Source organism: Microbacterium sp. CFBP9034, from assembly GCF_034045255.1.
GTDB lineage: Bacteria > Actinomycetota > Actinomycetes > Actinomycetales > Microbacteriaceae > Microbacterium.
Genome location: NZ_JAXCWC010000002.1, coordinates 47,138 through 71,955 on the forward strand (window position 1 = coordinate 47,138; position 24,818 = coordinate 71,955).

Consider the following 24,818-nt stretch of genomic DNA (forward strand, 5'->3'; position numbering starts at 1 on the left):
GCTCCCTCGGTTGGATCACTTGAGCGGAAGGCCGAGCGCGGCCATGAAGGGTTGTGGGTCGATCGGGACGCCGTCCCGTTGGACCTCGAAGTGCAGGTGGCACCCGAAGGACCGGCCGGTGTTGCCCTCTGCGCCGAGCGGCGCACCAGCGGCAACGGCGTCGCCGACGGAGACCCGGATCGAGCCCCACTGCATGTGCCCGTAGAGCGTGATGAGTCCGTCGCCGTGGTCGATGCGGACGGTGTTTCCCCAGCCGTAGTACGACCCGGCAGTGATGACGAGGCCAGGTCCGGAGGCGAAGATCGTCGCACCGCACGACTGCGCCATGTCGTAGCCCTTGTGATTCGTCGAGCAGTAGCTGCACCCGACGACGGGGTTATGGCCGAACCCGCGCCCCTTCCAGTAGTCGCCCGCGAGTGGGTAGCCCCACGCGCCGTTCGCCACGATCGCGGGGCGATTCGCGATCGCGCCCGCCGCTGACTGACCGGCAACGGCGAAGGGAATGGCGATCAGCGGCGTCAGCAACAGTGCGGCGACGAGCGCGACGACGAGCAGTGCCCCCGTTACGACTCTGCGCCCGGTCTTGGTGTTCGCGAGGGCTGCTGCGGCAGCGACCGGGGCGCCCATGTCAGCCCTCCAGTGACCCCGAGAAGTAGCGGACGACCTTGCAGTCTCCGGGCTGCTGCGCGCTGTCCGGCGTGGGGATCGAGCCCGCTCCACACAGCACCTGGATGCTCACGCGAACGGTCTCGTCGTACGGGGACTGCGTGCCCGCGCCGTCTGCGCGCGTGTATGTCAGGACGACATCAGCCGTCCCGATGCGCATGTCGCCGGACGCGTCATCCGGAACGAGCTGGTACGAGATCTCGCCCGGCACGGTCGCCGTCACGCGTCCGTCTTCGTTCGCAAGCGATTTCCATTCCTCTTCCGGGAGGACGACACCCTGGCGCAGCTCGAGCTGTGCTGCGCGCATGTCGTCTTCGCGGTCCTGCTCGGAGGCATATCGGGTGTCGGGAGTGAACCACGTGTCCAGATACGCGAGCCACTCCTGGCGTGTGCTGAGTTGGGTATCGAAAGTGGATGCCGCGGCCAGCGCTGCGCGAACATAGACGTCGGGGTCGGGTGTGATCGGCTCGGGAACCCAGCCGCGCTCGATAACGGCGGGGTCGACGAACTTCCCTGCAGGAGCGGCGGTGTCGTGCGGCGTGGAGGCCGCGCCGCTCGAACCAGTTGGAGTCGGATCGGCGGTCGGCACTTGAGCCATCATCGACGAGACGACAATCGCCACGACCGCGCCGATCACGATCAGCCCCCCGGCGACAGCCCAGATGAGACCTCGGCGCGTGGCCCGGCTGCGCGGTTGGATCATCATCTACCTCCGCGGCTTCTGAGCAGTGCCGGCCTTGACATGAGGGAAGCGTATAACACTACACTCGACTTGTGAAGCACTTTTTGCTTCTGTCATCTGGACGAGCATCCGGGCGTGCGACAGACTGAGGCTGTGCCCCGCTACACACGCCCCGCGAACAGTGAGTACGCGGAGGATCCGATCAAGGCTCTCGGGAACATGATGCAGGCGACGATCATCGGTCACCTGCGCAAGAACCCTGGGCAGACGCGGGCCGAGATCGCCGACGCGCTCGAGATTCCGAAGATGACCGTCGCCAACGGGCTGGAGAAGCTGCTGGACGTCGGGCTGATCATCGCCGATCCGCCCCGCGACGTCGCCGTACGAGGGCAACGCGTGCGCTACATCGTGGACGACGCGCAAGTCACCGAGATGATGATGCGGCTCGGCCAGGTGCTCGGGGAGTTCTAGGCTCTCGGCATCCTTCGTCCTCATCGTGGACGAGGCTCGCGTCTTCGCTGACATCTCGACCTCTTCCCGCCGTGCTGTTGGCGGCATCTCCTTGTGTTGAGCATGCTCAAAGTTGTCGTGGCGACCAGCTTTGTCCATCGTGCGCGTATCCGCAAGGGTTGAGTTGAGCATGCCCAACGAGTACATTGAGCATCCATGTGGCGTTGTTGGGCATGCCCAATCGAAGACGCCTTGCCTAACCCGAGGGCAAAGGAACGGTCATGGAGATGACAGAAGACGAGAGCAAGGAAGGTGCAGCAGACCTGGCGACACGCCTTCGCCTGCTGCTGGATGTCGCGATTGCCGAGACCGGGAGCGAGCCGACTTACTCTCAGCTTGCGAGCTTCCTGCGTGAGCGTGGAGTCAACCTTTCCCGCTCGCGATGGACCTACATGGTCAACGGTCATCGGTACGTGCGAGACCGCGTCCTGTTCGAGGGGCTCGCGGACTACTTCGGTGTCGATGCCGCCTTCCTCATCGGGGAGGAGGACGCGCCGATGCCGGCGAAGGTCAGAGCGCAGCTCGAACTCGTGCGGTCGATGAGGGCCGCGAAGGTGAAGTCGTACGCGGCGCGCACGCTCGGCGACATCTCGCCCGAGGCGCTCGCGGCGATCAGCAGGTTCTTGGACGAGGAAGTGGCGCATACATAGCTGCAATCCGGATCGGTCGCTGGCCGACACCGTAGTGCAGATGGTTGCGGAAGGAAGTGATGCCGCCGTGAACATCGAAGCGACCGTGTCGACGGCCATGGATGGACTCCGCCTCGGTGGGGCCTTCTCGCTCGACGATCTCGTCGATGCGATACAGCACCGGAGGCAGCGCCCTCTCCGAATCGTCGAACTCGCGGATCTGAACGACCAGGACGGCATCTGCGCACTGTGGCTCGAGACCGAGACCGAGGATCTCGTTCTTCATGCCCACAGTGAGTCAGCGCTGCACCGGCAGCAATTCGTGCTGCACGAACTCGCGCACATGATCCTCGATCATGGCGATGACCAGACTGTCCCAACTCCTGACTTCCTGCTGCCCGACATCCCCGCGTCGACCCGGCGCCGCCTGCTCGGTCGTCAGGATCTCGACACCGCGCACGAGATCCTCGCAGAGGCCCTTGCCGATCACCTTGCAGCGGCTATCCGCGGCTCGGCCTTCCACGAATCGCGATTCCTGGAGATCTTCGGGTGACACCGACCCTCGTCTCGGCGCTGATGTGGGCGCTCGTCGCGGTGCTCCTCATCCTGCGGCGGGGCCGAGCCGACCGGAGCATCACCTACTCCGCCGTCACGATCGCGATCGCGATGACGCTCAACATCGACCCCGTCTACATCTGGGTCGACGACCTCCTTGGCGGCACCAACGTTGCGACGCTTCTCGCCGACCTTGCCTTGATGGTCGGGATCTTCTTCCTTGGCCGAGGCGTAGCGAAAGCGAGCCGAGCCAAGCCGGGCACCGTCCGCATTGCACTGGGCTGGACGCTTCTGGCGATCGCGCTCACCGGGGCTGCGGCATCCTTCCTCCTCATCGACCGGGGATCGACGACGACGACCTTCATGCTCGACCTTGGGGCGCAGCCTGCTGCGGCAGGGTACTCGATCATCCAGTTCGTGTATGACGGGGTAATCCTGACCGCGATGGCGGCCATCGCTGCGCGGCAGATCGGGGAGAGTCGCGCGGCCGATCGCCTGCCGGCAGTGGCACTCCTGACCGGAAGCCTGTCTGGGCTCGCGCTGTCGATCGTGATCATCGCAATGGACCTCGCGCACGTCGCCGGGAACCTGGAGCTGATGTTCGGGCTCAGCGCGGCATATGACCCGCTCTTCCTCACGACCTTCGTCTTCCTCTGCTTGGGCCTGGCCGGGCAGCCGGCGCTTCGGTGGGGGCGGGCGCAAACGCGCGCTCGAGCGACTCGCGCGCTAGTCGATCGGGTGACGCCGATCTGGGACCGGGCAAGCCGGGTGCGCCCGGGCTTGAGTCAGTACGGCGCGGGAATCGCCGCAGAGGATGACGAGACGCAGCTGCACCGGCAGGTGGTCGAGATTCGGGATGCCGTCATCGACCCCCGTGTCACGTTCGAGTTGAGCGATGATGAGCGTGTGCTGGTCGACGAAGCCGAGGCGCATCTGATTGGGCGCGGCGCGGGCTCGCGTGGCGGCGAGGTTTCCGCTCGCCCTGGTCGGCCGGGGCGCGCGCAGTGAGAGGGCTCGGGCTTGCCTCGGCGGGCGTGGCAGTGGTCGCTGCCGCTGCGGCCGGGGTCGGGTTCGTCATCGCGCGGCGCTTGACAGCGCCCGTATCTGGTCGGGCTTACGACCTCGTCGTTCGAGATGTTGTGCGGCAGGGCGACGAGGAGGCGGTGGTCCTTGATCGGACTGCGCGGACAGCGGCCCCTGGGCTGTTTAACCTCTGGCTCGGGGGCGGGGGATGGGTTCGTCTGGGCAACGTGATCGCCGAGGACGAAGGGACGGTCACGCGGGTTGTTACAGGCGTGACCCCGGACGGCAGTCTTCGCCAAGGCGAGCGCGCGTCATGGAGCGGTATCTACTTTCGCGACCCTCACGACGCTGGGCTGGATGGGGAGGACGTGGTCGTCGACACTCCGGCTGGTCCGGCGCCCGCCTGGCTGATCGGGTCTCCGGGCGGCGAGAGCGATCATTGGGCGATCCACATCCACGGTCTCGGAAGTCCGCGAGCCGGTACGTTGCGCGGCGTCCAGGTCGCATCCGAAGCGGGCATCACTTCGCTCGTCGTCACCTACAGGAACGATGGCGAGGGACCGAGGGTAGGTTCCGGGCGCTCGACTCTCGGTGCGACCGAGACCGAGGACGTTCGTGCCGCACTTAAATTCGCGATCGCGCACGGCGCCCGCCGGATCACTCTGTTCGGTTGGTCGATGGGCGCGGCGATAGCGCTCCAGATCGCGGCTGATGCCGAGTTTCATGGCGTGATCGACGGACTTGTCTTGGAGTCGCCGGTGCTCGACTGGCAGGCCACGATCAACGCCAACTGTCGACGAGCGGGACTGCCTTCGTGGTTTGGCGCCTTCGCTCACCCCTGGTTGCAGAGTCCATTGCTCTCCCGCGTCGTCGGATTACCATCGGGGATCTCGATCGCTGCCTTCGACTGGCTGGTGCGTGCCGACGAGCTTTCCGTTCCGACCTTGGTCCTCCACGGCGTCGAAGACTCGTCCGCGCCGAGTTCGCAGTCGAGCGCGCTGGCGAGATTGCGTCCTGACGTGGTCCTTCTTGAGGAGTTCAACTCAGACCACGCAATGTCGTGGAACTCCGACCCCAAACACTGGAGCAATATCGTCCGGCTCTGGCTCCCACCGGTGTAACTGTTCGACTCGGCTGGGTGCCGCCGCGGGACTGGTCGGCTCGCCTCAAGGATGCGACTGCTGCAAACGAAGCCCCGCAATGAGATGTCGTGAACCTGCTTGCTCAGCCGGGGGTCGGAGCCGCTTGAGTCGGTGGCATGTCGGGCGCTGTAGGAGCGCCCGAACCCTGCTTGACATTTGTCGTGAAGAATCTGGCGAGATCGGCCAGCTGGTCTGCGTCGTCCAGGTCCAGCTTTCCCGTAAACACTAGCTCCATTGTGGCCCGCCAGCTTTCGCCGAGGACACCCGTGATAGTCGCCGCCACACCGGCCGAGATGACCGATCCGACGCCGGGGACAAGCTTCACCAGACTTCCAGCGGCTAGCTTCCCACCGGCCGCCGCGGCGACCGTCCCGGCGCTGACGAGTTTCGCAGCCTTAGCCTTCGGGACGTCGTAGATCGCTGCGATCTTGGTCAACAGCGCCGCCTGTGCCGGGATGAGTACGGCCACGTCGGCGAGCGGGATCGGCGCGGCCCCGACGCCACCAGCGAAAGCCACGGCACCCGCGATCCACGAGCGTGCGTAACGTGCCTTGATAGATAGGTCGATCTTTTGAGCAGCTGCGATGGCAATCTGCTGTGCCTCGGGAATGACTCGATACGTTGCTTCGAGAAGGCTCTCGAGTCCATGTCGGCCCACGCCATTGAATGAGTCGTCGACAGCCGACGTGAGAATCGGCCGCCCCGTCACGATGGGAAGATTCATTCCCACGATCGCGTCCGCGAGCGCCGTCGCTGCTGGGTCGATCACGCCGTCTCGAACGCTCACCTTGGTCAGGACGAGCACGACGGGGATACCCTGGGCGGCAACATCTGAGATGATTCGCCGCTGTCCATCCTCGAGTCGGCCAGTTTGGCTGTTCACGCAATACCAGACAACGTGTATGAGCGCCTCCTCCGCCTTGCGGTTCCGATTGATGCGCTGCCGGATGTCGCGAAGGGGAGACTTCTTGCCGAGCTCGAGACCCTCACCGTCATAGATCGCGAGAGTGCCGGCGTCGTTGACGAACAGCTCAGTCTTGCTGGTCACGGGCTCACCTACGCCAGTCTTGGCGATCGGCGCTCCGAAGATCGCGTTCAGAAGCGTCGACTTTCCCGCGCCGGTGGCGCCGAAGAGTGCGATGTTCGCCCTTTCGGTAGCCGCTTCATCCTCGATGGCCGCCTCGAGGCCAACCTCGTCATCCAGTTCACTCATTGAGTACCCCAACTCCGATCCGTCGGCACCAACGCACACGACGCGCTGTGAATGTATCAAACCCAAGTGCCTTCACTGTTGAGCATGAGCACTGCGTCGATTTGGAGCCGGTTGGCCACCGCAGGACGACCGCCTGATCGCCCGAACGTCCGTACTTCCGAACTGCGGCCCCGCTCGGGTGCGAATGACCCGGCGCATAGGGAACCTCGCCGCAGGTCGAAGCGGCGGCGCTAGGTGTCGTGTGCGTCGTTGAGCCGATTGGCTAGATCTGCGGCGTGGGCAGACCGCTATTGAGGGGCGTCGCCGCGAGTGCATCGCCAATCTCCCGGACAACATCATTCAGTAGGTAGTCGGGATGAATTTCGTGAGATTCATCCCGTGTTTCTTGCACAACCACCGCTTGGTGGAATCCTGTTCCTGCTGCTTCTCGAACGCGGTCTGCCCGCCGAAGAACTCGACCGGGCGCGAGTGTTGGGCTCCTTGGTACTCAATCGCAATGTCACGCCCGTGAAAGACGATGTCGAGCGACTGCGGGGCGAGCCGCCAAGGCCGCACCTGGTGCTCCAGTGAGCGCCGTCACAAGTTCGGTGGCGCAGGCGAGGTGGGTTGACGGTCGCGGTGGGAGCAATGATGAGCAGGTTCGTCAGGCCTGCACGCCAGCCTTGGGTGCCGCTGCATCGCATCCTGACCGCGGTGATACCTCGTAGTCCACCCCCGCCACCGACGTGTCGTGGATCCGGGAACTCGGCCTGTGGGATCAGCTGCTTGATCTCGTGCGCCTGCCGCTGCTTGAGGGGCATCAGCCAGCGGCGGGAGCCCTAGGAAAGGTTCGAAGCCGCCCAACCGAACGAGACCTGACTGGGCCGATGGCGCCGCATATGACCGATGTCTCGCGACATACGAGAAATATGTCGCGATACATCACACGGTGCCCCCGGAGGGATTCGAACCCCCGACCCTCTCCTTAGGACGGAGTGGCTCTTCCACTGAGCTACGGAGGCCAGCGCTTCGATATTACCGGTGGGTGTTCGCCTGGATGAATGCGGCAAGCGACTCCCGCGAGATGTACTTGCGCCCACCGACTTTCGTGTACTCGATGTCCCCGCGCTTCGTCAGCTCGTAGAGCGTGCGGTGCGGGATGCCAAGCTCGCTCGCTGCGGCAGTCAGATCGAGCAGCATCGCACTGGACTCCGACGACGACTCCTGCTGGAATCCCGGCACGTTGGGCTGCGTCTCGACGACTTCTACCTGCGTCGCCTTGATTTCCCACTTTCCCGCGTAGGCCCAGGGGCTGACCAGCTCGTCCTTGACCTTCTGCGCGGCGGCATCCTCGTCGGCCGCGCGGATCCAACGTTCCGCCTGTTCGACCTTCGTCACTACGACCTTGTAACGCATGAACTCCTCCGTGACCCGCCCACGAAATGGAACGGGCCCCGGAATCACCCGAAGCCCTCGCCGTTCCGTCCTGATGGCATGGTACGCCCGTGAGTGGGACGAGAGTGGGCGCGAGACTCGACTGGAGACGCAGGAACTTGACGGTGACCTCTCGCCCACCGTCGATTTGTCCGGTGATCAGCGCCGCAATCAGCTCCGATCCTACGACTGGCGCGCAGCATGCAAGCTGCCGCCTGGGCGTGGACTGCCTCCTGGTGGACGCCCAACCTGTCCTCTCGAGACGCCAGCGGGCACAGTTCGCGCAAACGATGCGCTGGCTCTCTTGCGATCCCTGTTCGCCCGATAGACGAGAGCGAGCCGTTGCGTGCAGTCGCCAGCACTCAATGCCCGACGCTGACGAACGACTCGTCGCGCGCCTCCCCCAGAGGTGAATCGGCGGTGTCGGGCAATTCCCGCCATCTGGTACTAGCGGACTGCCTTTCTGGGTCATGCCGGACTTGCGAGTGGCGTGGGTTACGCCGGCGGACCCGGCAACGAACTGCCAAGGCGGTCGAACTCGACCGATCGAACGGCCATCGCATGGTTCGCCGCGTGATCCGCTGCAGACGTGCTCGAGTTACCGGCGCGGGACCGGCCCGGTTAGGGACCCGAGACGGTGGATGCGAGTAGTGCTTCGATGACGGTTCGTTCCGCTGCCGTGTTAGATGGCATCCGGGCGGCGAGCCGCAGACGGTCAATTACGAGTCCACGCCGGCCGGCCATCATGTTGCGCAAGTGATCGTCCTGGATGTGATGAGGGATAGCGAGAAAGACCTGCGGATGAATGAGTTCCTGCAGGTAGTCCGCCCAACGAGGCGCTTCGGGTTCGTTGAGTTTTTGCGGCCAATACTGACTCTGCGCGACAGTCACCTGGCCGAGGGTCAGCCACTGCCCGGCCACGCGCTGATCACCCCAAACCACGCCAGCGAGGGTGTCGACGCCTATATCTTTGGCTCTAACGCTTCTTGGCGTCGGGTTTGGATGCGCCCGAAGCCCCAGGGTTGCGGCGCCCTGGCGGAGGGCATCCAGAAAGCCTGAGCCGCGATCTGTGACGCCGATGTTCGCCACGGTCATCCCCAGTGCGTGCAATGTCCGAGCCACCAGATCTTCAAGCGTCGCTTCTACCGAGACTGTGCAGGGTAGGTTCCATGCGTGCACTGCGGTTATCGCAAGCAACGCGACGTAGGCCGATTCTCGCGGGTCGCACGCCGACGACTTCAGTTGAACACTCCGCCCGCGCTCCTCAAATGGATAGACATCTCGCAGGCTAGCTCCGCGATCGCCGATCATGCGGAACACCGCGTCGCTCCAACTGTCGGCCTCTTCTGGCATGTCCTCGGCGAGGTGGTATCTACGAACCGGCCTGCGCGCCCATTCGTTGTCAACGATCAGATCCGCAAGCGCCGCTCTGGTCACTCGGATTCGAGAGAGGGCAGCTATCTCGAGGAAGTCGGCCAGCGCACTCACTCTGGCGTCCTGCCCGTATCTGTCGATGTCTATCTCGATGACCGAACCGGCGTCTGTCACAGTCACACGTCGTCCTCGGGAAGTGCGGCCTTGACGGTTGCTGCAAGCCCGCGCGCAGTAGCGGCAAACTCTTCAGCTGCTTTCACTTCATCAGTACCGACCTGGTAGCGCTTGACGTCGAGGGTTAGGAGTTCGATCGTCTTAGTCATTTGCCGCAGGCGCGGAGCTAGGTCGCCCTCCCTTGCGATCTCTATGCCCATATCGAGAGATGCAAACTCCCGCATGGCTAGCCGCGCTGGCTCGCTAGCGAGGACGTCCGAGTATTCAGTGACGTCACGAGAGTCGCCAAGAACCGGTCGGCCTGTGCCGGGTGAAGGGGTGAGATCGCTCAACACCTCGGCGAGACGATCGGCATCAACTCCCTCTACTTGCGCCCTGACCTCCTCGTACCGAAGGGTGGGGCGGTTGTTGAGCCCGATGTAAGTGGGGACGTTTGCTGTACCCAGGAGCCGCAGCCAGACACCGAATCTCTCGCTTGAGACGTAAGACACCGTCCGCGGGTCGAGGTGTAGCACGTCGCGAGCGTGCCGGAGCAGGCCGTATGCGACGTACGAGGACCGCACGCCGCGCGCATTGCTGCCTACCTGACGACCGACGTCGTAGAACACCCCACGATCGGTGGCGGAGTCCGCTCGAGCTTCAACTTGCTTGAAGAGCCAGCGTGCCTTCGCCTCGGCATTCCAGCGTTTCAGGCCGCTGATGTGACGGAATCCGAGAAACGAGGCCACATCCGCAAGGTTGTCGGCTTCCACTACTGGCAGCTGGTCCAGGCCGAGTTCTGCAAGGCGGGCATCGGAGATGTCTTCCTCGCGTTCAGGCGTGATCCCTGCCTCGAGGGCCGCAGGCAGCTGGTGCAAGATTATCAACGCCGCCAACCGACGATTTCCCTCGACCACAATTCTGCGACCGTCCTGGGGAGGCAGAGTGATCAATGGTTCGCTCTCGAAGTATCCGTTAGTCAAGTAGGACTCGATGAGTTCCTCGAGAACGTCGTTTTCATAGAGGTACTCAAGGATTGCGCTCTGGCTCGCGCCTTGGATGTCTTCGGGGAGGCGCGGGTTGTCAGGGTCGAGATCGAGTTCACCGACCGGAACCGGCTCTGTCAATCGGTGCATGAATGCGCTCCGTTCACGTGGTTCTTGCCGCATCGTGCGGCGTTCAATCCCAAAAGAATGTAGGGCCGTTGCGCCTGTCCACGGCTGGCGCTGCGTGCGCGAGCTACAAGCTCGTCCTCTGTCAGGCTAGCGGTAGCTCCGAACGCTCCCAGCCTGAGTTTGACAACACGTCGTTCATCTGTTGAGCTCATGAGGAACTCGCGTGCGGTGTGACGTTGCGCGCCGAGCGTTGTTGTGGTGTGAGGTTGACAAGGGCCGCGCGAGCTGTTGAGTTCGATAGTCAGACTTGAAAGGTGTCGCAGGTGTCGCTTACCGTGCTGTCGCTGTTCTCGGGCGCCGGTGGCATGGACGTCGGGCTTCAGCGAGCTGGCTTCCATCACCTGGGGCTCGTGGAGTTTGGTCAAAGGCAGCGTGAGACGCTTGCACGGCGACCCGAATGGCCACTGCTCGGCTCGGGGGATGTGAACGAACTTGCAGCGTCGCTTCGCCCGAGCGACCTTGGGATCCAGCGGGGGGATCTCTCGCTCATCGCTGGCGGGCCGCCGTGCCAACCGTTTTCGATGGCGGCTCAGTGGGCGGCATCTGGTCGCCGAGGAATGCTTGACGGTCGAGCGAAGACCGTGGTCAGCACTTTGGCCCTTGTCGAAGAGTTCTTGCCAAGAGCGATCCTCATGGAGAACGTGATGGGCTTCGTGCAGGGTCAACGCTCCGCGCTGCCGTTCCTCCGCGAGGAGCTGAGTCGCATCTCTGCAAGGCGCGGAGTCAACTACAACCTCAGCGTGAGAGTCCTGAATGCGGCTGATTACGGCGTGCCGCAGAATCGGCGGCGCGCCATCGTCGTCGCGCTGCGCGACGGTGATGACTTCGTGTGGCCCGAGCCGACTCATGAGTCGGCACCGATCACTGCCTGGGACGCACTCCACAATGTCCACTCAGTGTCGCATCCTCGAAGCAAAGGCAAGTGGACTGCACTTCTCCCGTCTATTCCCGAAGGTTCCAACTATCAGTGGTTGACTAAAAGGGGTGGCGGGCCAGAGCTGTTCGGTTATCGCACGAAGTACTGGAACTTCCTGCTCAAGTTGTCGAAGGATCTTCCTTCGTGGACGCTGTCGGCCTCTCCGGGTCCGTCGACGGGACCCTTCCATTGGGACAACCGCCCGCTCTCTGTAGAGGAGCAGCTCCGGATTCAGTCTTTCCCGGATGGTTGGGAGCTGTCAGGCGATTACCGCGAGCAGACCCTTCAGGCCGGAAACGCGACGCCCCCGTTGCTCGCCGAGGTCGTGGGGCTGGCTCTTGCCGCCCACGTGTCCGAAGGACGCGTCCGACCACGGTCGCCTTCGTTGCTCTTGGATCGAGCTGCCATGCGACCCTCTTCCGGTCGAGTACAGCCGATACCCCCGGAGTTTCACGCGCTGGTTGGCTCCAAGGAGCCCCATGCGGGCGCCGGCCATGGTCCCTCTCCTCGCGCAGCACTAGTCGACTAGTCGTACGGCCGAGGGGATAACTCGACCGCCTCGTGGCGCACCAATTCGAATTTCTGGCGAGCACGCTGACCTACTTCTTCAGCTGGCTTTCACCACTCAGAACTGTCGTGTCATACTCCACATCCAGCTTCATGCCTCTCACATGACTAGCCCAGTGCTTGTCGGGAATCACGACATCGCAGTACGGCATCGTGAGCGCGAGTTCGAGAATGTCCACGCGGTCTTGCTGCCGAAAGCGGTACTTCGGGTCTCGGTGCACGTCGTAGAGCAGGTGAGACATGACCTCCTGTGTAGGAAGAGCAGCAATAAGGCTGACTCCGTCAACGGGTCCTTGAAACCAGTGTTGAACTTCGTGAGGCTCGAAGAGAGCTGAAGGGGCTTCGCCGGTGGCGAGTTGCAGCTGACGCGCGATAATGAGCCGAAATAACGTCGAAGGGTCACCATTCGGGCTTCTAGCTTGCGACGCGGCAACTCGCTCGCGGTTCGCCTCTTGTTCCAGCACCCATTCGTCTCCGAGGCGATGGCTCGGCCGGTAGTCGATGCCGGCGACGCCGTAGTCGGTGTCGAGCCCTGCAAGATTCGCCCACTCGAACTCAGAGGGAGTCAGACGGTCGAATGCGTCGCTCCACTCGCGAGGCATTTCGAGTTCGTGAACTCGCTGACAAATCGGAAGCGGCCCGACGGAGCGCCGAACGCGTGGCGCGCACCGGTGCCTATCAGCCATTCACGGGTCAGCCGCGGCGGCGACGAGCGTGTACCTTCGGCTCGCCACGTGTCGATTGCCCGACTCATCTCCGCGTCCAGCACCTCGTGGATCGCGCGGATCGTCGTGTACCCAGTGAGTTCGGCCATCGTCAGTGCGACTTCGCGACGGGACTTCGTGCTCCTTCGGTTCCACAACTCGAGATAGTTGCCAGACGTGAGAAACACCTGCAGGATGCCCGATTCTCTGGCGCCAGCCAGGTCTCGCCAGCACTCTGCGAGAGGGTCTGACTCGGCCTTTCGAGCACGTGTTAGCGCGACCCATACCCAACTGTCGAAATATGCAAGGACGCCGGCATTCGGCTTCCCTACATCTACGCCCCGGTCGGCGATGTGAACTGTCGGGGAGAAGAAGCCTGCTTCTTCGGATGCGGTCATCTTGTTTCGACGTGTTGATTGATTGCCGTAGCTCCCTGTAGCGGCGGTTGGGGCCTTCAGGTGAGACGGGTGACTGGATCGCATCGAGAGAACCATGAAATCGTTAGCGACCCTGGAATGGTAGCGCCGGCCAACGCGCCGCGTTGGCAGTTGATCGACGGTGAGTCACGCAGAGGAAGCGAGCTGGCCACCGCCGAGGAGCGCGGACCGCAGTAAAGCGAGGACCGGACGCACCGCGGTGCGGCGGACGGCCCAGCCGTGCTGGCCCAAGGCTGGCCCTGAATTAGTAAGGAGAGTTCTCGCACTTCATGCCGCATTCGGGTCGCCTTCCGCTCCGACCCATCGGGCACTCGGTCCGCGAACCCGTCGGCGCGCGGGACAGGGGTCGCGCACCGTCTTCGCCGGCGCTCATGCGCGCAGTGGTGCCGCACGACGATATTCACTGCATAGTGAGTGGTCACCGGTCCCGACCACGTTTCTCCGCTTCCCCCAACGCGTGACCGGGTGGGTCGCTCGCGAAGTTGCCGTCACCCGAGTCGCTATGTCGAGTACCCCGGCCCGGTTGGACAAGGACCACCGCGTCTGGACCATCACCGCGGACACGATCGGACGTCTTCGCCGTGAGGGGAATTTGAGAAGATCCCAGTGACATCCACCTGCCGTGAGCTATTCCCGGGATCTGCGCGAACCGCGACAAACCGAGCTGAAATCACCTGAGCCTCCATTTACGGACGTCCGGGACATGGGTTCAAATCCCACCGTCACCGCCACTTTTATCCCAGATCAGCGTCACATTTTGTGGCGCTGATCTGCGTTTTGCGCAGGGAAAACGGGCAGAACTGATGCCCGCGTTTTACCCATTGCTTACCCACGGCGGCCCTCGTCGCGTCGAATCACCGTCTGCAGCCGCGTGATTCCGCGGCTGCAGAGCTACCTACGGTGGGTAACTGTCCCATCGTCAGTCCGCGAGTGGCCAGCCCGTGTACGCCTCGGCAAGGAAGGTGCGCCCGGCGTCGGACTCGACCACCGAGCGCAGCTCGCCCAGCTGGCGGCGCCGGTCGAAATCGCTGGCCACGGGGGCGACGTGGAGCATGCTCGTCATCCACCACGAGAAGTGCTGGGCCTTCCAGATGCGGTGCGAGGCGGTCTCGGCGAAGCCGTCGATGAGGCGCTCGTCGCCGTCGAGCAGCAGGGCGCGCAGGGCGCGGTCGAGCAGCACCACGTCGGCGACGGCGAGGTTCATGCCCTTGGCACCTGTGGGAGGCACGGTGTGCGCGGCGTCGCCGACGAGCACCGCGCGTCCGCGCCGCAGCTCGCGGGCGACGAAGCTGCGGAAGCGCAGCACATCGCGCTGGAAGATGGGTCCTTCGGTGAGGGTCGTGCCCGGCACTCGAGCCTGGAGAGTGTCCCAGATCTGAGCCTCCGAGAGCGCGGTCGGGTCGGCGTCGGGCTCGCACTGGAAGTACATGCGCTGCACCGTCGCGCTGCGCTGACTGATCAGGGCGAACCCGTCGGGCGCATTGCTGTAGATGAGCTCATGCGCGCTGGGCGGCGCCTCGCACAGGATGCCGAACCAGGCGAACGGGTACTCGCGGAAATAGCCGTCGGCCGAGGCGCCGCTCACGGCACTCCTCACCACGCTGCGGGACCCGTCCGCGCCGACCACGAACTCGGCCTCGATGCGGAGGTCCTCTCCTTCCGCGGTGGTCGCGAACACAGTTGGGCGGTCGCCGTCGACCCCTTCGACCCCGACCGCCGTCGTTCCGAAACGGAGGTCCTGCCCTGCGGCCGCCCGGACCGCGATGAGGTCCTTGAGCGCTTCGTGCTGCGGGTACAGCCACACGCTCCGGCCGACGAGACCGGGGAAGTCGATCCGGTGACCATGACCGTCGAACCGGAGCTCGATGCCGTCGTGGCGACTGCCGTCGGTGAGCACGCGCGTCGAGGCGCCGCTGCCGGAGAGCACATCGACGGTTCCCTGCTCCAGGATGCCGGCGCGGATCGTGCTCTCGATCTCGGCGCGGCCCCGCTGGTCGATCACCACCGAGTCGATCCCGGCGTCGGCCAGGAGGTGCGAGAGCAGCAGACCCGCGGGACCGGCGCCCACGATCGCGACCCGGGTGCGGACGATGGTGGTCATGGCGTCTCCTTCGACGGGGCGGGGACCATTGTCCTGTCGGGGTTCGCGCCGTCGGCGCCCACTTCTCATTCAACGGGATTCCACGTCAGCGTCGGAAGCCCAGGGCCCCCTCGATGCCTCGCGCGGCCGCGTGAAGCTCGGCGAGAGCCGGAGGCACCGGGTCATCGCGCCGCAGCACGCTCGACAGCGCGGCGATCACGGCGCCGGTCTCATCTCTGACCGGCACGGCCACGCCGGTGGACACCGCCTCGATATAGCCGGGAGCGATCGCGTGCCCGAGTGATCGCACCTCGGCGAGCTTGCGGCGCAGTCCTGCGGCATCCGTGATCGTTTCCTCGGTGAGCGCGACGAGAGGGCCATGGAGAATGCGCTCCTGCAGGTCGCGGTCGCCATAGGCGAGCAGCACGAGTCCCGATGACGAGGCGTGCAGCGGCAGCCTGCCGGCGACGCGGGTGACGTTCGACCCGGAGCGCGGACCGCTCAGGCGCTCGAGAAAGAGAGCTTCGTCCTGCTCGAGGATCGCGAGCTGGGTGTGCTCGCGCACCCGCGCCTGCACCTGCTCCATATAGGGCAGAGCCACCTGTCGCAGCCGGAGTGCCTGGGATGATCGCGTCGCGAGCTCCCACAGCCGCATACCTACCCGGATGCGGCGCTCCTCGTCGCGCTCGAGCAGCCCCGCGTCCACCAGTTCGCCCACGATGCGATGGGCCGTGGACGGGGGCAGTCCCGCACGTCGTCCGATCTCGGCCGCGGTCTGCACGGTGCGCGTCGGCGTGAACGTGTCGAGCACGCGCACGAGACGGTCGGTGACCGAGTCGCCCGACGTGGAGTTCGCCATGGCTTCATGGTGGCACAGCGGGAATCTGATTCCCATTGGATGGGAATCCCCACCACGAGCGGCCGGCCGGAGCGCACGATGCTGTGACACGCACCGCCCTCCTGTGTCGAAGGAGACACCCATGACCGACCCTCTCGCGCCGACCGCCGAGGCGCCGGAGTCCATGCTCGCGTCGCCGGATCAGGTGGACCAGCACACGATCACCCGCGAGATCGAGGATCTGCACGCGGGCTATGCAGAACGTGAGCGCGCCGGCGAGGCGCTTCCCGCGACCATGCACGACTTCCCGCCGTACCGCTCGAGCGTGCTGCGGCACCCCACGAAGAACCCGAAGCTCGTCGACCCCGAGACGATCGAACTGTGGTCGCCCGCCTTCGGGCAGCGCGATGTCGCCGCGATCGAGTCGGACCTCACCATCCAGCACGCCGGCGAGCCGCTGGGGGAGCGGATGACGCTGCGGGGACGCCTCCTGGACTCGTGGGGTCGCCCGATTCAGAACCAGCTCATCGAGCTGTGGCAGGCGAACTCCGCCGGCCGGTACATCCACCAGCGCGACCAGCACCCCGCGCCCCTCGATCCGAACTTCACCGGAGCCGGGCGCGCGATCACGAACGATCACGGCGAGTACCTCTTCACGACGATCAAGCCCGGGCCCTACCCGTGGAAGAACCACGTGAACGCCTGGCGGCCCGCCCACATCCACTTCTCGGTCTTCGGCAACGGCTTCACCCAGCGCCTCGTCACCCAGATGTACTTCCCCGGCGACCCGCTGTTTCCGCTCGACCCGATCTACAACACCATCTGGCGCCAGCGCGACCGCGACAGCCTCGTCGGTGTCTACGACCACGACCTCACCTCGCCGGAATGGTCGACGGGATACCGCTTCGACATCGTGGTCGATGGCCCGGACGCGACGTGGTTCGAGCCGGAGGAAGAGCACTGATGCCCGCGAACCGGACGCCCAAGGCGCACCATCCGACTCCCGGCCAGACGGTCGGCCCCTTCTTCGCGTACGGCGTGGAGTACCCCAAGATGCACGAGGTCGCTCATCCGCACTCGCCCGGCGCGATCCTGCTCGACGGTGTCGTGCGCGACGGCGCAGGCAACCCGATCCCTGACGCCTTCATCGAGATCTTCGCGGCCGATGAGGACGGGTCCGTTCCCCGCGCCCGAGGGTCGTTCCGCCGCGATGACCACACCTTCACCGGCTTCGGGCGCGCCTTCACGGACGACGAGGGTCATTACGAGTTCTGGACCCGCAACCCCGGCTCGACGGGCGGCGCCGCCCCCTTCTTCGCCGCGATCGTCTACGCGCGAGGTCTGCCCGACAAGCTCCACACCCGCATCTACCTCCCCGACGACGCAGAAGCGCTCGCCGCGGATCGACTGCTCTCCTCGCTGGACGAGGACGACCGCGCTACCCTCGTCGCGACGCGCCTTCCCGATGGTGGACTCCGCCACGACATCCGGCTGCAGGGCGAGAAGGAGACCGTGTTCCTTGTCTTCTGACCGCGAACCTTCCGTCGACGTCGGGCTGCTCTCGCCGGTCTCGGCCGGCCACGACGCCTGCGTCAGCGACGCCGCGATCGTCGACGCGCTCGTCACGGCGGAGGTCGCGCTCGCGCGCGCGCTGGCCCGCGTCGGTGCTCTCGACCCGGACGCGGCCGAGCGCCTCTCGGCCGAGTTCGGGTGGACGCCGGGCGGATGCCGCGGCCATGGCGTCGCCGCGACCGACCTGGCCCTCGCGGCGGCCGAAGGCGGCAACCCCGTGATCCCGCTCGTCGCCGCTCTGCGCGGCCGTGGTGTCGAGCCCGAGGCGATCCATCGCGGGGCGACGAGTCAGGACATCCTCGACACGGCGCTCATGCTCGTCGCGCGCGACGCACTGGGTCGAGTCATCGCAGACCTCGAGCGGTCCGACCGCGCGCTGTCGGTGTTCGCCGCAGAGCACGCCGCCGTTGTCGCGGCGGCCCGCACCCTCACGCAGCACGCCGTGCCGACGACGGTGGGCGCCCGGGCGGCCGGCTGGGTACGCGGCATCCGGAGGGCGCTCCGTCGGCTGCGCGAGGTGCGCGACGGCCTGCCCGCTCAGCTCGGCGGCGCTGGGGGAACGCTCGCTGCGACGGCCGACGAATGGGGGACGGATGCCGCAGCCGCCCTTCCCGCGGCCTTCTCGGCCGAGCTGGGGCTGGCGACGCCGGACGCCCCCTGGCACACCGAGCGCTCGCCGGTGACCGAGCTCGGCGACGCCCTGGTGCAGGCGGTCGACGCCGTGGGCAAGATCGCGGCCGACGTCGCCGTCCTCACGCGCCCCGAGATCGGCGAGCTGGCGGAAGGGCGGGGCGGCGGCTCGAGCGCCATGCCGCAGAAGCAGAACCCCGTCGCGTCGGTGCTGATCCGCTCCGCGGCCCTGCGCGCTCCGCAGCTCGCGGCGACGCTGCACCTCGCATCCGCGTTCGCCGTCGAAGAGAGGCCGGACGGGGCATGGCATGCCGAGTGGCCGACGCTGCGCGAGCTGCTCCGGCTGGCGCTCGGATCTTCGGCTCACGCCGCTGCTCTCGCGGAGGGCCTGGTGGTAGATCGCGCGGCGGTCGCGCGCAACCTCGCCCTGTCGGACGGGCGGATCGTAAGCGAGCGGCTTGCCCGGGTGCTCGTTCCCCGTATCGGGAAGGACCGCTTCGCCGCGCTGATCGGCGAAGCCTCGCCCGGCTCGCTGGCCGACGCCCTGCGCGCGCTGCCCGAAGCCGCCGACCTCGACGTCGACGCGCTGCTCGACCCCGCCGGCTACACCGGGCTCGCCGAGCGCTTCGTCGACGACGCCATCGCCCCCGACGGCGGGTCCGCATGACCCTCGGGCTCACCCTGACCGACCCCGTCGGTCCCGACGGAGCGCCGCTGCTCGTGCTCGGGCCGTCGCTGGGCACGTCGACCATCCTGTGGGAGACGGCGACGCCCGTCCTCTCCCCCCGATACCGCGTGAGGGCGTGGGATCTGCCCGGCCACGGCGACTCTCCGCCGGCCGACGGCGGCTTCAGCGTCGCCGACCTCGCCGACGCGGTCGCCGCCGCCGTCGACGAGCCGACCTTCCGCTACGCCGGTGTCTCGCTCGGCGGGGCCGCCGGACTGGAGCTCATGCTCCGGCATCCGCATCGCGTCGAGGCGGCCGTGATCGTCGCCTCGGGTGCGCAGCTCGGCGACCCCGCGGCGTGGCACGAGCGGGCCGCCCGGGTGCGGGCCGAGAGCACCTCGAGCCTGATCATCGCGTCGGCGCAGCGCTGGTTCGCCGAGGGATCGGTGGCGCGGCATCCGGAACTGACCGGTCGGCTCCTGCACGCCCTGCAGCGCGCCGACGACGAGAACTATGCCCGATGCTGCGAGGCGCTCGCCGCGTACGACATCCGGGGGAGGCTGCGTGACATCGCGACGCCCACGTTCGCGCTCTGGGGCCAGCACGACGCCGTGGCGCCCGAGGCCAAGGCCGTCGAGATCGCGGACGGCGTGCAGCGGGGAGAGGTTGCGATGGTGGCCGATGCCGGGCACCTGCCGCCGGCCGAGCAGCCCGAGGCCGTCGCCGACGCCCTGCTGCGGTTCTTCGCGAGTGAGGAGGGACGAACGAAATGACTCGACCCGATGGTGAGGGCCTCACCGATGAGCAGCGCTACGACCAGGGGATGGCGGTGCGTCGCGCGGTGCTGTCCGACGCCCACGTGGACCGCGCCGACGCCGCGACGACAGAGCTCACCGCGGACTGGCAGGACTTCATCACCCGCGTCGCGTGGGGAGACATCTGGTCCCGGCCGGGCCTCGACCGCCGGACCCGCTCGGTGGCGGTGATCACCGCGCTCATCGCGCACGGTCACCATGAGGAGCTCGAGATGCATCTGCGCGCTGCGGTGCGCAACGGGCTCACCGTCGACGAGATCCGCGAGGTCATCCTGCAGTCCGCGATCTACTGCGGGGTTCCTGCGGCGAACAGCGCGTTCCGCATCGCCGCCGCCGTGTTCGGCGAGGAGACCTCATGATCGACAAGACGGTGACGGATGCCGCTGCCGCCGTCGCGGGCATCCCCGACGGCGCAACGGTCATGATCGGCGGATTCGGCCGCGCGGGGCAGCCGGTGGAGCTGATCGACGCGCTCATCGACAGCGGCGCGACCGACCTGACGATCGTCAACAACAACGCGGGCAACGGCGACACCGGCCTGGCCGCGCTGCTCGCGAAGAAGCGGGTGCGCCGAATCGTCTGCTCGTTCCCGCGGCAGCACGATTCGTGGGTCTTCGACGGTCTCTACCGGGCCGGCGAGATCGAGCTCGAGCTCGTGCCGCAGGGAAACCTCGCGGAGCGCATCCGTGCGGCGGGCGCCGGGATCGGGGCCTTCTTCTCGCCGACCGGCGTGGGAACCGAGCTCGCCGACGGCAAGGAGGAGCGCACGATCGACGGCCGTGGCTACGTCCTCGAGTACCCGATCCGCGCCGACTTCGCCCTCATCTCGGCCCTGCGTGCGGACCGCTGGGGCAACCTCGTTTACCGCGAGACCGCGCGCAACTTCGGCCCGATCATGGCGACCGCCGCGACGACCACCGTGGTGCAGGTCGACGAGGTCGTGCCGCTCGGGTCGCTCGACCCCGAGGGCGTCGTCACTCCCGGCATCTTCGTCGATCGCGTCGTCGCGGTCGGCCCGCGCGCCTGGCTCAGCGACGGCGAGTTCGCCGGCGGAGTCGACATCGAGGGACGCCCCGCCGCGACCCCGGCTGCCCCCGCGGGGGAGGACCAATGAGCACTCGCATCAGCCGCGACGACCTCGCCCGCCGCATCGCCGCCGACATCCCCGAGGGCGCATACGTCAACCTCGGGATCGGCGCGCCCACGCTCGTCGCCAACTTCCTGCCCGATGACCTCGAGATCATCCTCCACACCGAGAACGGACTGCTGGGCATGGGCGGTGCCCCCGACCCCGGCCGCATCGATCCCGACCTCATCAACGCCGGCAAGCAGCCGGTGACCGCCCTCCCGGGCGCCGCGTTCTTCCACCACGCCGACTCGTTCGCGATGATGCGCGGCGGGCACCTCGACGTCTGCGTCCTCGGAGCCTTCCAGGTGTCGCAGACCGGGGACCTCGCGAACTGGTCGACGGGCGCGCCCGGTGCGATCCCCGCAGTCGGCGGCGCGATGGACCTCGCAATCGGCGCCAAGCAGGTCTTCGTCATGACGGACCTGCTCACCAAGACCGGCGAGTCCAAGCTCGTCGACGCCTGCACGTACCCGCTCACCGGAGTCGGCTGCGTCACCCGCGTGTACACCGACCGTGCCGTCTTCGACGTCCACGGCGGGCGGTTCGCGGTGCGCGAGACGTTCGGCGACAACACCGTCTCCTCGCTCGCCGAGCTGACGGTCCTCGACCTCATCGACAGGACGGATGCCGCGGCATCCGTCTCCGGAGACTGACATGCCTGCCGCTTACATCTACGACGCCGTCCGCACGCCCTTCGGACGGGCGGGAGGAGCCCTCGCCGGCACCCGGCCGGACGACCTCGCCGCCCTCGTCATGAGAGCGGCCGTCGAGCGCTCCGGCCTCGACCCCGCCCGCATCGACGACGTCCTCTTCGGCGACGCCAACCAGGCCGGCGAGGACAACCGCAACGTCGCCCGCTTCGGCGCGCTGCTCGCAGGGTTTCCGACCACGGTGCCCGGAGCGACCGTGAACCGCCTCTGCGGCTCGTCGGTGGAAGCGGTCATTCAGGGGTCGCGCGCGATCGAGGCGGGCGACGCCGAGGTCGTGCTGACGGGCGGCGTCGAGTCGATGAGCCGCGCTCCCTACGTGGTCGAGAAGTCGCCGAGGCCCTGGCCGGCAGTGGGCAACCAGACGCTGTGGAACACCGCGATCGGGTGGCGGATGACGAACCCGGCGCTGCCGGCGCCGTGGACGATCTCCAACGGCGAGTCCGCCGAGAAGCTCGCGGGCCTCTACGGCATCTCGCGCGAGGCGCAGGACGCGTTCGCGCTGCGGAGCCATCGATTGGCCGCCGCCGCGTGGGCCGACGGCGCCTACGACGATGAGGTCGTGCAGGTGCCGGGCGCCCCCCTGACGCGGGACGAGGGCATTCGCGACGACACGACACTCGAGAAGCTCGGCGGGCTCAAGGCCCTGTTCGCCGCCGACGGGACGGTCACCGCCGGCAACTCGTCGCCGATCAACGACGGAGCCTCCGCCGTCCTGCTCGGCGTCGAGGGCGCGCTCGACGCGGAGCCCCTCGCCCGCATCACCGGCCGCGGCGTGTTCGGCAACGATCCGGACGTGTTCGGGGTCGCACCCGTGGAGGCGGCGAACCGCGCCCTCGCCCGCGCCGGGCGGACGTGGACAGACGTCGACGTGGTCGAGCTCAACGAGGCCTTCGCGTCGCAGTCGCTCGCGTGCCTGTCCGGATGGCCCGACCTCGACCCGGAGCGCGTGAACATCCACGGCGGCGCGATCGCGATCGGCCATCCGCTCGGCGCCTCGGGCGGGCGGATCATCGGCCACGCCGCTCACGAGCTGCGCAGGCGCGGAGGCGGCGTCGCCGTCGCGGCGCTGTGCATCGGGGTGGGGCAAGGGCTCGCGGTCGTGATCGAGCGCTAGTGGAGTCCTACCAGCCGATGGACCCCGTGTCGCCCTTGAACGGACCCACGACCCACGAAGTGATCCAGCCTCCGTAGAACCGCCCGGGCTGCGGCGTGACCAGTTCGCCGTCCACCTCGCAGGAGTCCATCTGCCGCGCGTACACCGCCACGCGTCCGGCGAGGGCCTCGTACCCGTCCGACGGGCGCGGGTAGTTCCAGGCGGCCCTCGAAGCGGTCGCCCCGCCTCCCCGAATGTCGAGGTAGCGGGCCGAGCCCTTGAACTCGCAGTAGGAGCTGCCCTCCGCGTCGCTGAGCGCACCGTCTGCGAACGAAGCGATCGGCAGGTAGTAGACGGGCGGATGGCTCGTCTCGAGCACACGCACGACGTCATCGGTGTCCACGATGACCTCGCCTCCGAGGCGGATCACCACCCGATTCGTGACCCGCTCGATGCGCGGTGGTCGTGGATAGTCCCACACCGACTCCTGGCCAGGAGCGATCGGATCGGGGACGGGATGGGCCATCGTATGAGCGTAAGCGCCCCACGGACGGTGCGGGCCGCTGCGAGATGGCGTCGTGCCGCCCTAGCGGCCGATCTCCTCGAGCCAGCGCAGCCACACCTCACTGACCGTCGGAAACGCGGGTACAGCGTGCCAGAGGCGCTCGATCGGCACCTCGCCGACCACCGCGATGGTCGCGGCGTGCAGCAGCTCCGCGGTGTCGGGCCCGACGAAGGTGGCCCCGACGAGCACTCGGCGCTCCTCGTCGATGATCGCCCGCGCCTGACCGCGGTAGTGGTCGGCGTAGATGCTTGCGCCCGAGACCCATGACAGGTCGTAGTCGACGACCCGGATGTCGATGCCCGACGCCCGCGCCGATGATTCCGTGTGGCCCACGGACGCGATCTCGGGGTCGGTGAAGGTCACCTGGGGGACGGCGGAATGATCGGCCGTGGCGACGTGTGTGCCCCATGGTGCGTCGTCCACGTCGTGGCCGAGCGCTCGGGCCGCGATCACGTCGCCCGCCGCCCGCGCCTGGTACTTTCCCTGATGGGTGAGAAGGGCCCGGTGGTTGACGTCCCCGACCGCGTACAGCCAGTCGATGCCGCGCACGCGGAGGGTGTCGTCCACGTCGAGCCAGGTTCCGGGCTCCAGCCCGATGCTCTCGAGTCCCAGGTCACCTGTCCGCGGCACGCGTCCGGTCGCCACCAGCACCTCGGCGGCGCGGACCTGCGACCCATCGGACAACGCGAGCACCACGTCGCCGCGGTCCTCGCGCGACATGCCCTCGACCTCGACGCCGGTGCGAACCTCGGCTCCCGCCTGGCGCAGCGCCTCAGCGACCGCCTCGCCCGCGAACGGCTCCATCGAGCCGAGCAGGCCCGAGCGGGCGATGAGCGTGACCTCGCATCCGAACGACGTGTAGAGCGTCGCCATCTCGCAGCCGACGACACCGCCGCCCATGATCGCGAGAGATGCCGGTACTTTCCGCACACCGGTGGCGTCGCGACTCGTCCAGGGGGCGACATCCTTCAGCCCGGGGATGTCGGGAAGCAGCGGCGCTGATCCCGTCGACAACGCCACCGCGTGCCGTGCCACAAGGGTGACCGGCTCACCGCCGTCAGCGCTGTCGACGATCACCTGTCGCTCGCCCGCGAGCCGGGCGTGACCGCGCACGAGGTCGATCTCCGCCTTGCGCAGCCACTCGGCCTCCGGCGTGTCATTCCACTCGCGGACCATCCCGTCGCGGCGCTTCAGGGCGGCCGCGACATCGACAGGGCCGGTCACCGCCTGCCGGGCGCCCTCGACATCGCGGGCGGCGCGGAGAGCGGCACCGCTGCGCAGCAGCGTCTTCGACGGGATGCAGGCCCAGTACGAGCACTCACCGCCGACGAGTTCGCTCTCGACGACGACGACCGACACGCCGCCCTGCTTCGCCCGATCGGCGATGTTCTGGCCGACGGGGCCGGCGCCGATGACGATGAGGTCGTACTCGCGAGTGGCCATGCGTTCCACGGTATCGCCGCTTGTCGAGCTCCGAGCGGGATTGACAATCCGTTCGCGGCAGGGCTCCGAATAGAGCACGGACCACGAAAGTGCAACCCTGCGACGATTCCGCCCCGG

26 protein-coding genes and 1 tRNA gene are annotated in these 24,818 nt (G+C 66.9%); 14 read left to right on the top strand and 13 right to left on the bottom strand.

What is annotated here, in order from left to right; genetic code table 11:
- Positions 1 to 15: 15 nt before the first annotated feature.
- Entirely contained in the window at positions 16 to 627 is a 612-nt protein-coding gene (locus tag SOM19_RS11505; RefSeq protein WP_320486743.1) for a M23 family metallopeptidase, read from the bottom strand.
- A 1-nt stretch (position 628) separates the two neighbouring features.
- On the bottom strand, positions 629 to 1,369 hold the full coding sequence (locus SOM19_RS11510; protein WP_320486744.1) for a hypothetical protein: 741 nt from the start codon (positions 1,367 to 1,369) through the stop codon (positions 629 to 631).
- A gap of 132 nt (positions 1,370 to 1,501) precedes the next feature.
- Between SOM19_RS11510 and SOM19_RS11515 the strand changes: the two genes are divergently transcribed.
- The 5 genes from SOM19_RS11515 to SOM19_RS11535 all read left to right on the top strand — a co-directional run bounded on the left by SOM19_RS11515 (position 1,502) and on the right by SOM19_RS11535 (position 5,186).
- Entirely contained in the window at positions 1,502 to 1,819 is a 318-nt protein-coding gene (locus tag SOM19_RS11515) for a MarR family transcriptional regulator (protein ID WP_320486745.1), read from the top strand.
- 260 nt (positions 1,820 to 2,079) lie between these two features.
- Positions 2,080 to 2,508 (top strand): hypothetical protein, encoded by a 429-nt coding sequence (locus SOM19_RS11520; protein ID WP_320486746.1) that lies wholly within the window; start codon positions 2,080 to 2,082, stop codon positions 2,506 to 2,508.
- Positions 2,509 to 2,575: 67 nt separating this feature from the next.
- Positions 2,576 to 3,040, top strand: a complete 465-nt coding sequence (locus SOM19_RS11525; protein WP_320486747.1) for an ImmA/IrrE family metallo-endopeptidase — start codon at positions 2,576 to 2,578, stop codon at positions 3,038 to 3,040.
- Positions 3,037 to 4,050: a hypothetical protein gene (locus tag SOM19_RS11530; protein WP_320486748.1), complete on the top strand. Its 1,014-nt coding sequence runs from the start codon at positions 3,037 to 3,039 to the stop codon at positions 4,048 to 4,050. Before SOM19_RS11525 ends, SOM19_RS11530 begins: the two co-directional genes overlap by 4 nt.
- Positions 4,051 to 4,076: 26 nt before the next feature.
- On the top strand, positions 4,077 to 5,186 hold the full coding sequence (locus SOM19_RS11535) for an alpha/beta hydrolase family protein (protein WP_320486749.1): 1,110 nt from the start codon (positions 4,077 to 4,079) through the stop codon (positions 5,184 to 5,186).
- 103 nt (positions 5,187 to 5,289) lie between these two features.
- Here the strand turns inward: SOM19_RS11535 and SOM19_RS11540 are convergent, their stop codons facing one another.
- From SOM19_RS11540 to SOM19_RS11560, 5 genes are all read right to left on the bottom strand, one after another.
- Positions 5,290 to 6,420 carry a GTPase gene (locus tag SOM19_RS11540; RefSeq protein ID WP_320486750.1) on the bottom strand — a complete coding sequence of 377 codons (1,131 nt, stop codon included), beginning with the start codon at positions 6,418 to 6,420 and terminating at the stop codon, positions 5,290 to 5,292.
- A gap of 929 nt (positions 6,421 to 7,349) precedes the next feature.
- A tRNA-Arg gene (locus SOM19_RS11545) sits at positions 7,350 to 7,421 on the bottom strand.
- A gap of 13 nt (positions 7,422 to 7,434) precedes the next feature.
- Positions 7,435 to 7,797 carry a helix-turn-helix domain-containing protein gene (locus SOM19_RS11550; protein WP_320486751.1) on the bottom strand — a complete coding sequence of 121 codons (363 nt, stop codon included), beginning with the start codon at positions 7,795 to 7,797 and terminating at the stop codon, positions 7,435 to 7,437.
- A gap of 657 nt (positions 7,798 to 8,454) precedes the next feature.
- Positions 8,455 to 9,387, bottom strand: coding sequence for a hypothetical protein (locus SOM19_RS11555; RefSeq protein ID WP_320486752.1), 933 nt, complete (start codon positions 9,385 to 9,387; stop codon positions 8,455 to 8,457).
- On the bottom strand, positions 9,384 to 10,496 hold the full coding sequence (locus SOM19_RS11560; RefSeq protein WP_320486753.1) for a ParB N-terminal domain-containing protein: 1,113 nt from the start codon (positions 10,494 to 10,496) through the stop codon (positions 9,384 to 9,386). Before SOM19_RS11560 ends, SOM19_RS11555 begins: the two co-directional genes overlap by 4 nt.
- Positions 10,497 to 10,789: 293 nt before the next feature.
- On the opposite strand from SOM19_RS11560, the gene SOM19_RS11565 reads away from it, so the two are divergent.
- Positions 10,790 to 11,980 carry a DNA cytosine methyltransferase gene (locus tag SOM19_RS11565; RefSeq protein WP_320486754.1) on the top strand — a complete coding sequence of 397 codons (1,191 nt, stop codon included), beginning with the start codon at positions 10,790 to 10,792 and terminating at the stop codon, positions 11,978 to 11,980.
- Between the two features lie 70 nt (positions 11,981 to 12,050).
- Here SOM19_RS11565 and SOM19_RS11570 read toward each other — a convergent pair whose 3' ends face one another.
- From SOM19_RS11570 to SOM19_RS11585, 4 genes are all read right to left on the bottom strand, one after another.
- Positions 12,051 to 12,620: a hypothetical protein gene (locus tag SOM19_RS11570; protein WP_320486755.1), complete on the bottom strand. Its 570-nt coding sequence runs from the start codon at positions 12,618 to 12,620 to the stop codon at positions 12,051 to 12,053.
- A complete protein-coding gene (locus SOM19_RS11575; protein ID WP_320486756.1) occupies positions 12,584 to 13,120 on the bottom strand; it encodes a hypothetical protein in 537 nt (178 codons plus the stop codon). The genes SOM19_RS11570 and SOM19_RS11575 overlap by 37 nt, the downstream gene beginning before the upstream one ends.
- A 958-nt stretch (positions 13,121 to 14,078) precedes the next feature.
- Entirely contained in the window at positions 14,079 to 15,260 is a 1,182-nt protein-coding gene (locus SOM19_RS11580; RefSeq protein ID WP_320486757.1) for a 4-hydroxybenzoate 3-monooxygenase, read from the bottom strand.
- Positions 15,261 to 15,345: 85 nt separating this feature from the next.
- Positions 15,346 to 16,098 carry an IclR family transcriptional regulator gene (locus SOM19_RS11585; RefSeq protein WP_320486758.1) on the bottom strand — a complete coding sequence of 251 codons (753 nt, stop codon included), beginning with the start codon at positions 16,096 to 16,098 and terminating at the stop codon, positions 15,346 to 15,348.
- A 121-nt stretch (positions 16,099 to 16,219) separates the two neighbouring features.
- Here SOM19_RS11585 and pcaH point away from each other — a divergent pair, with 121 nt between their 5' ends.
- The 8 genes from pcaH to SOM19_RS11625 are packed head-to-tail and all read left to right on the top strand — an operon-like array spanning position 16,220 to position 22,714.
- Positions 16,220 to 17,041 carry a protocatechuate 3,4-dioxygenase subunit beta gene (pcaH, locus tag SOM19_RS11590; RefSeq protein ID WP_320486759.1) on the top strand — a complete coding sequence of 274 codons (822 nt, stop codon included), beginning with the start codon at positions 16,220 to 16,222 and terminating at the stop codon, positions 17,039 to 17,041.
- Positions 17,041 to 17,607 (top strand): protocatechuate 3,4-dioxygenase subunit alpha, encoded by a 567-nt coding sequence (gene pcaG / locus SOM19_RS11595; RefSeq protein WP_320486760.1) that lies wholly within the window; start codon positions 17,041 to 17,043, stop codon positions 17,605 to 17,607. The genes pcaH and pcaG overlap by 1 nt, the downstream gene beginning before the upstream one ends.
- A complete protein-coding gene (locus SOM19_RS11600; RefSeq protein ID WP_320486761.1) occupies positions 17,597 to 18,946 on the top strand; it encodes a lyase family protein in 1,350 nt (449 codons plus the stop codon). Before pcaG ends, SOM19_RS11600 begins: the two co-directional genes overlap by 11 nt.
- Positions 18,943 to 19,719 (top strand): alpha/beta fold hydrolase, encoded by a 777-nt coding sequence (locus SOM19_RS11605; protein WP_320486762.1) that lies wholly within the window; start codon positions 18,943 to 18,945, stop codon positions 19,717 to 19,719. The genes SOM19_RS11600 and SOM19_RS11605 overlap by 4 nt, the downstream gene beginning before the upstream one ends.
- Complete coding sequence (gene pcaC / locus SOM19_RS11610) at positions 19,716 to 20,120, top strand: 4-carboxymuconolactone decarboxylase (RefSeq protein ID WP_320486763.1); 405 nt, start codon at positions 19,716 to 19,718, stop codon at positions 20,118 to 20,120. Before SOM19_RS11605 ends, pcaC begins: the two co-directional genes overlap by 4 nt.
- Positions 20,117 to 20,875 carry a 3-oxoacid CoA-transferase subunit A gene (locus SOM19_RS11615; protein WP_320486764.1) on the top strand — a complete coding sequence of 253 codons (759 nt, stop codon included), beginning with the start codon at positions 20,117 to 20,119 and terminating at the stop codon, positions 20,873 to 20,875. Before pcaC ends, SOM19_RS11615 begins: the two co-directional genes overlap by 4 nt.
- Complete coding sequence (locus SOM19_RS11620) at positions 20,872 to 21,543, top strand: 3-oxoacid CoA-transferase subunit B (protein WP_320486765.1); 672 nt, start codon at positions 20,872 to 20,874, stop codon at positions 21,541 to 21,543. The genes SOM19_RS11615 and SOM19_RS11620 overlap by 4 nt, the downstream gene beginning before the upstream one ends.
- A 1-nt stretch (position 21,544) precedes the next feature.
- Positions 21,545 to 22,714 (top strand): thiolase family protein, encoded by a 1,170-nt coding sequence (locus SOM19_RS11625; RefSeq protein WP_320486766.1) that lies wholly within the window; start codon positions 21,545 to 21,547, stop codon positions 22,712 to 22,714.
- A 7-nt stretch (positions 22,715 to 22,721) separates the two neighbouring features.
- On the opposite strand, the gene SOM19_RS11630 is transcribed toward SOM19_RS11625, so the two are convergent.
- The gene (locus tag SOM19_RS11630) at positions 22,722 to 23,219 is read right to left on the bottom strand and encodes a DUF427 domain-containing protein (RefSeq protein WP_320486767.1); all 498 of its coding nucleotides are present in this window, start codon (positions 23,217 to 23,219) and stop codon (positions 22,722 to 22,724) included.
- A gap of 60 nt (positions 23,220 to 23,279) precedes the next feature.
- Entirely contained in the window at positions 23,280 to 24,701 is a 1,422-nt protein-coding gene (locus SOM19_RS11635) for a dihydrolipoyl dehydrogenase family protein (RefSeq protein ID WP_320486768.1), read from the bottom strand.
- Positions 24,702 to 24,818 lie beyond the last annotated feature (117 nt).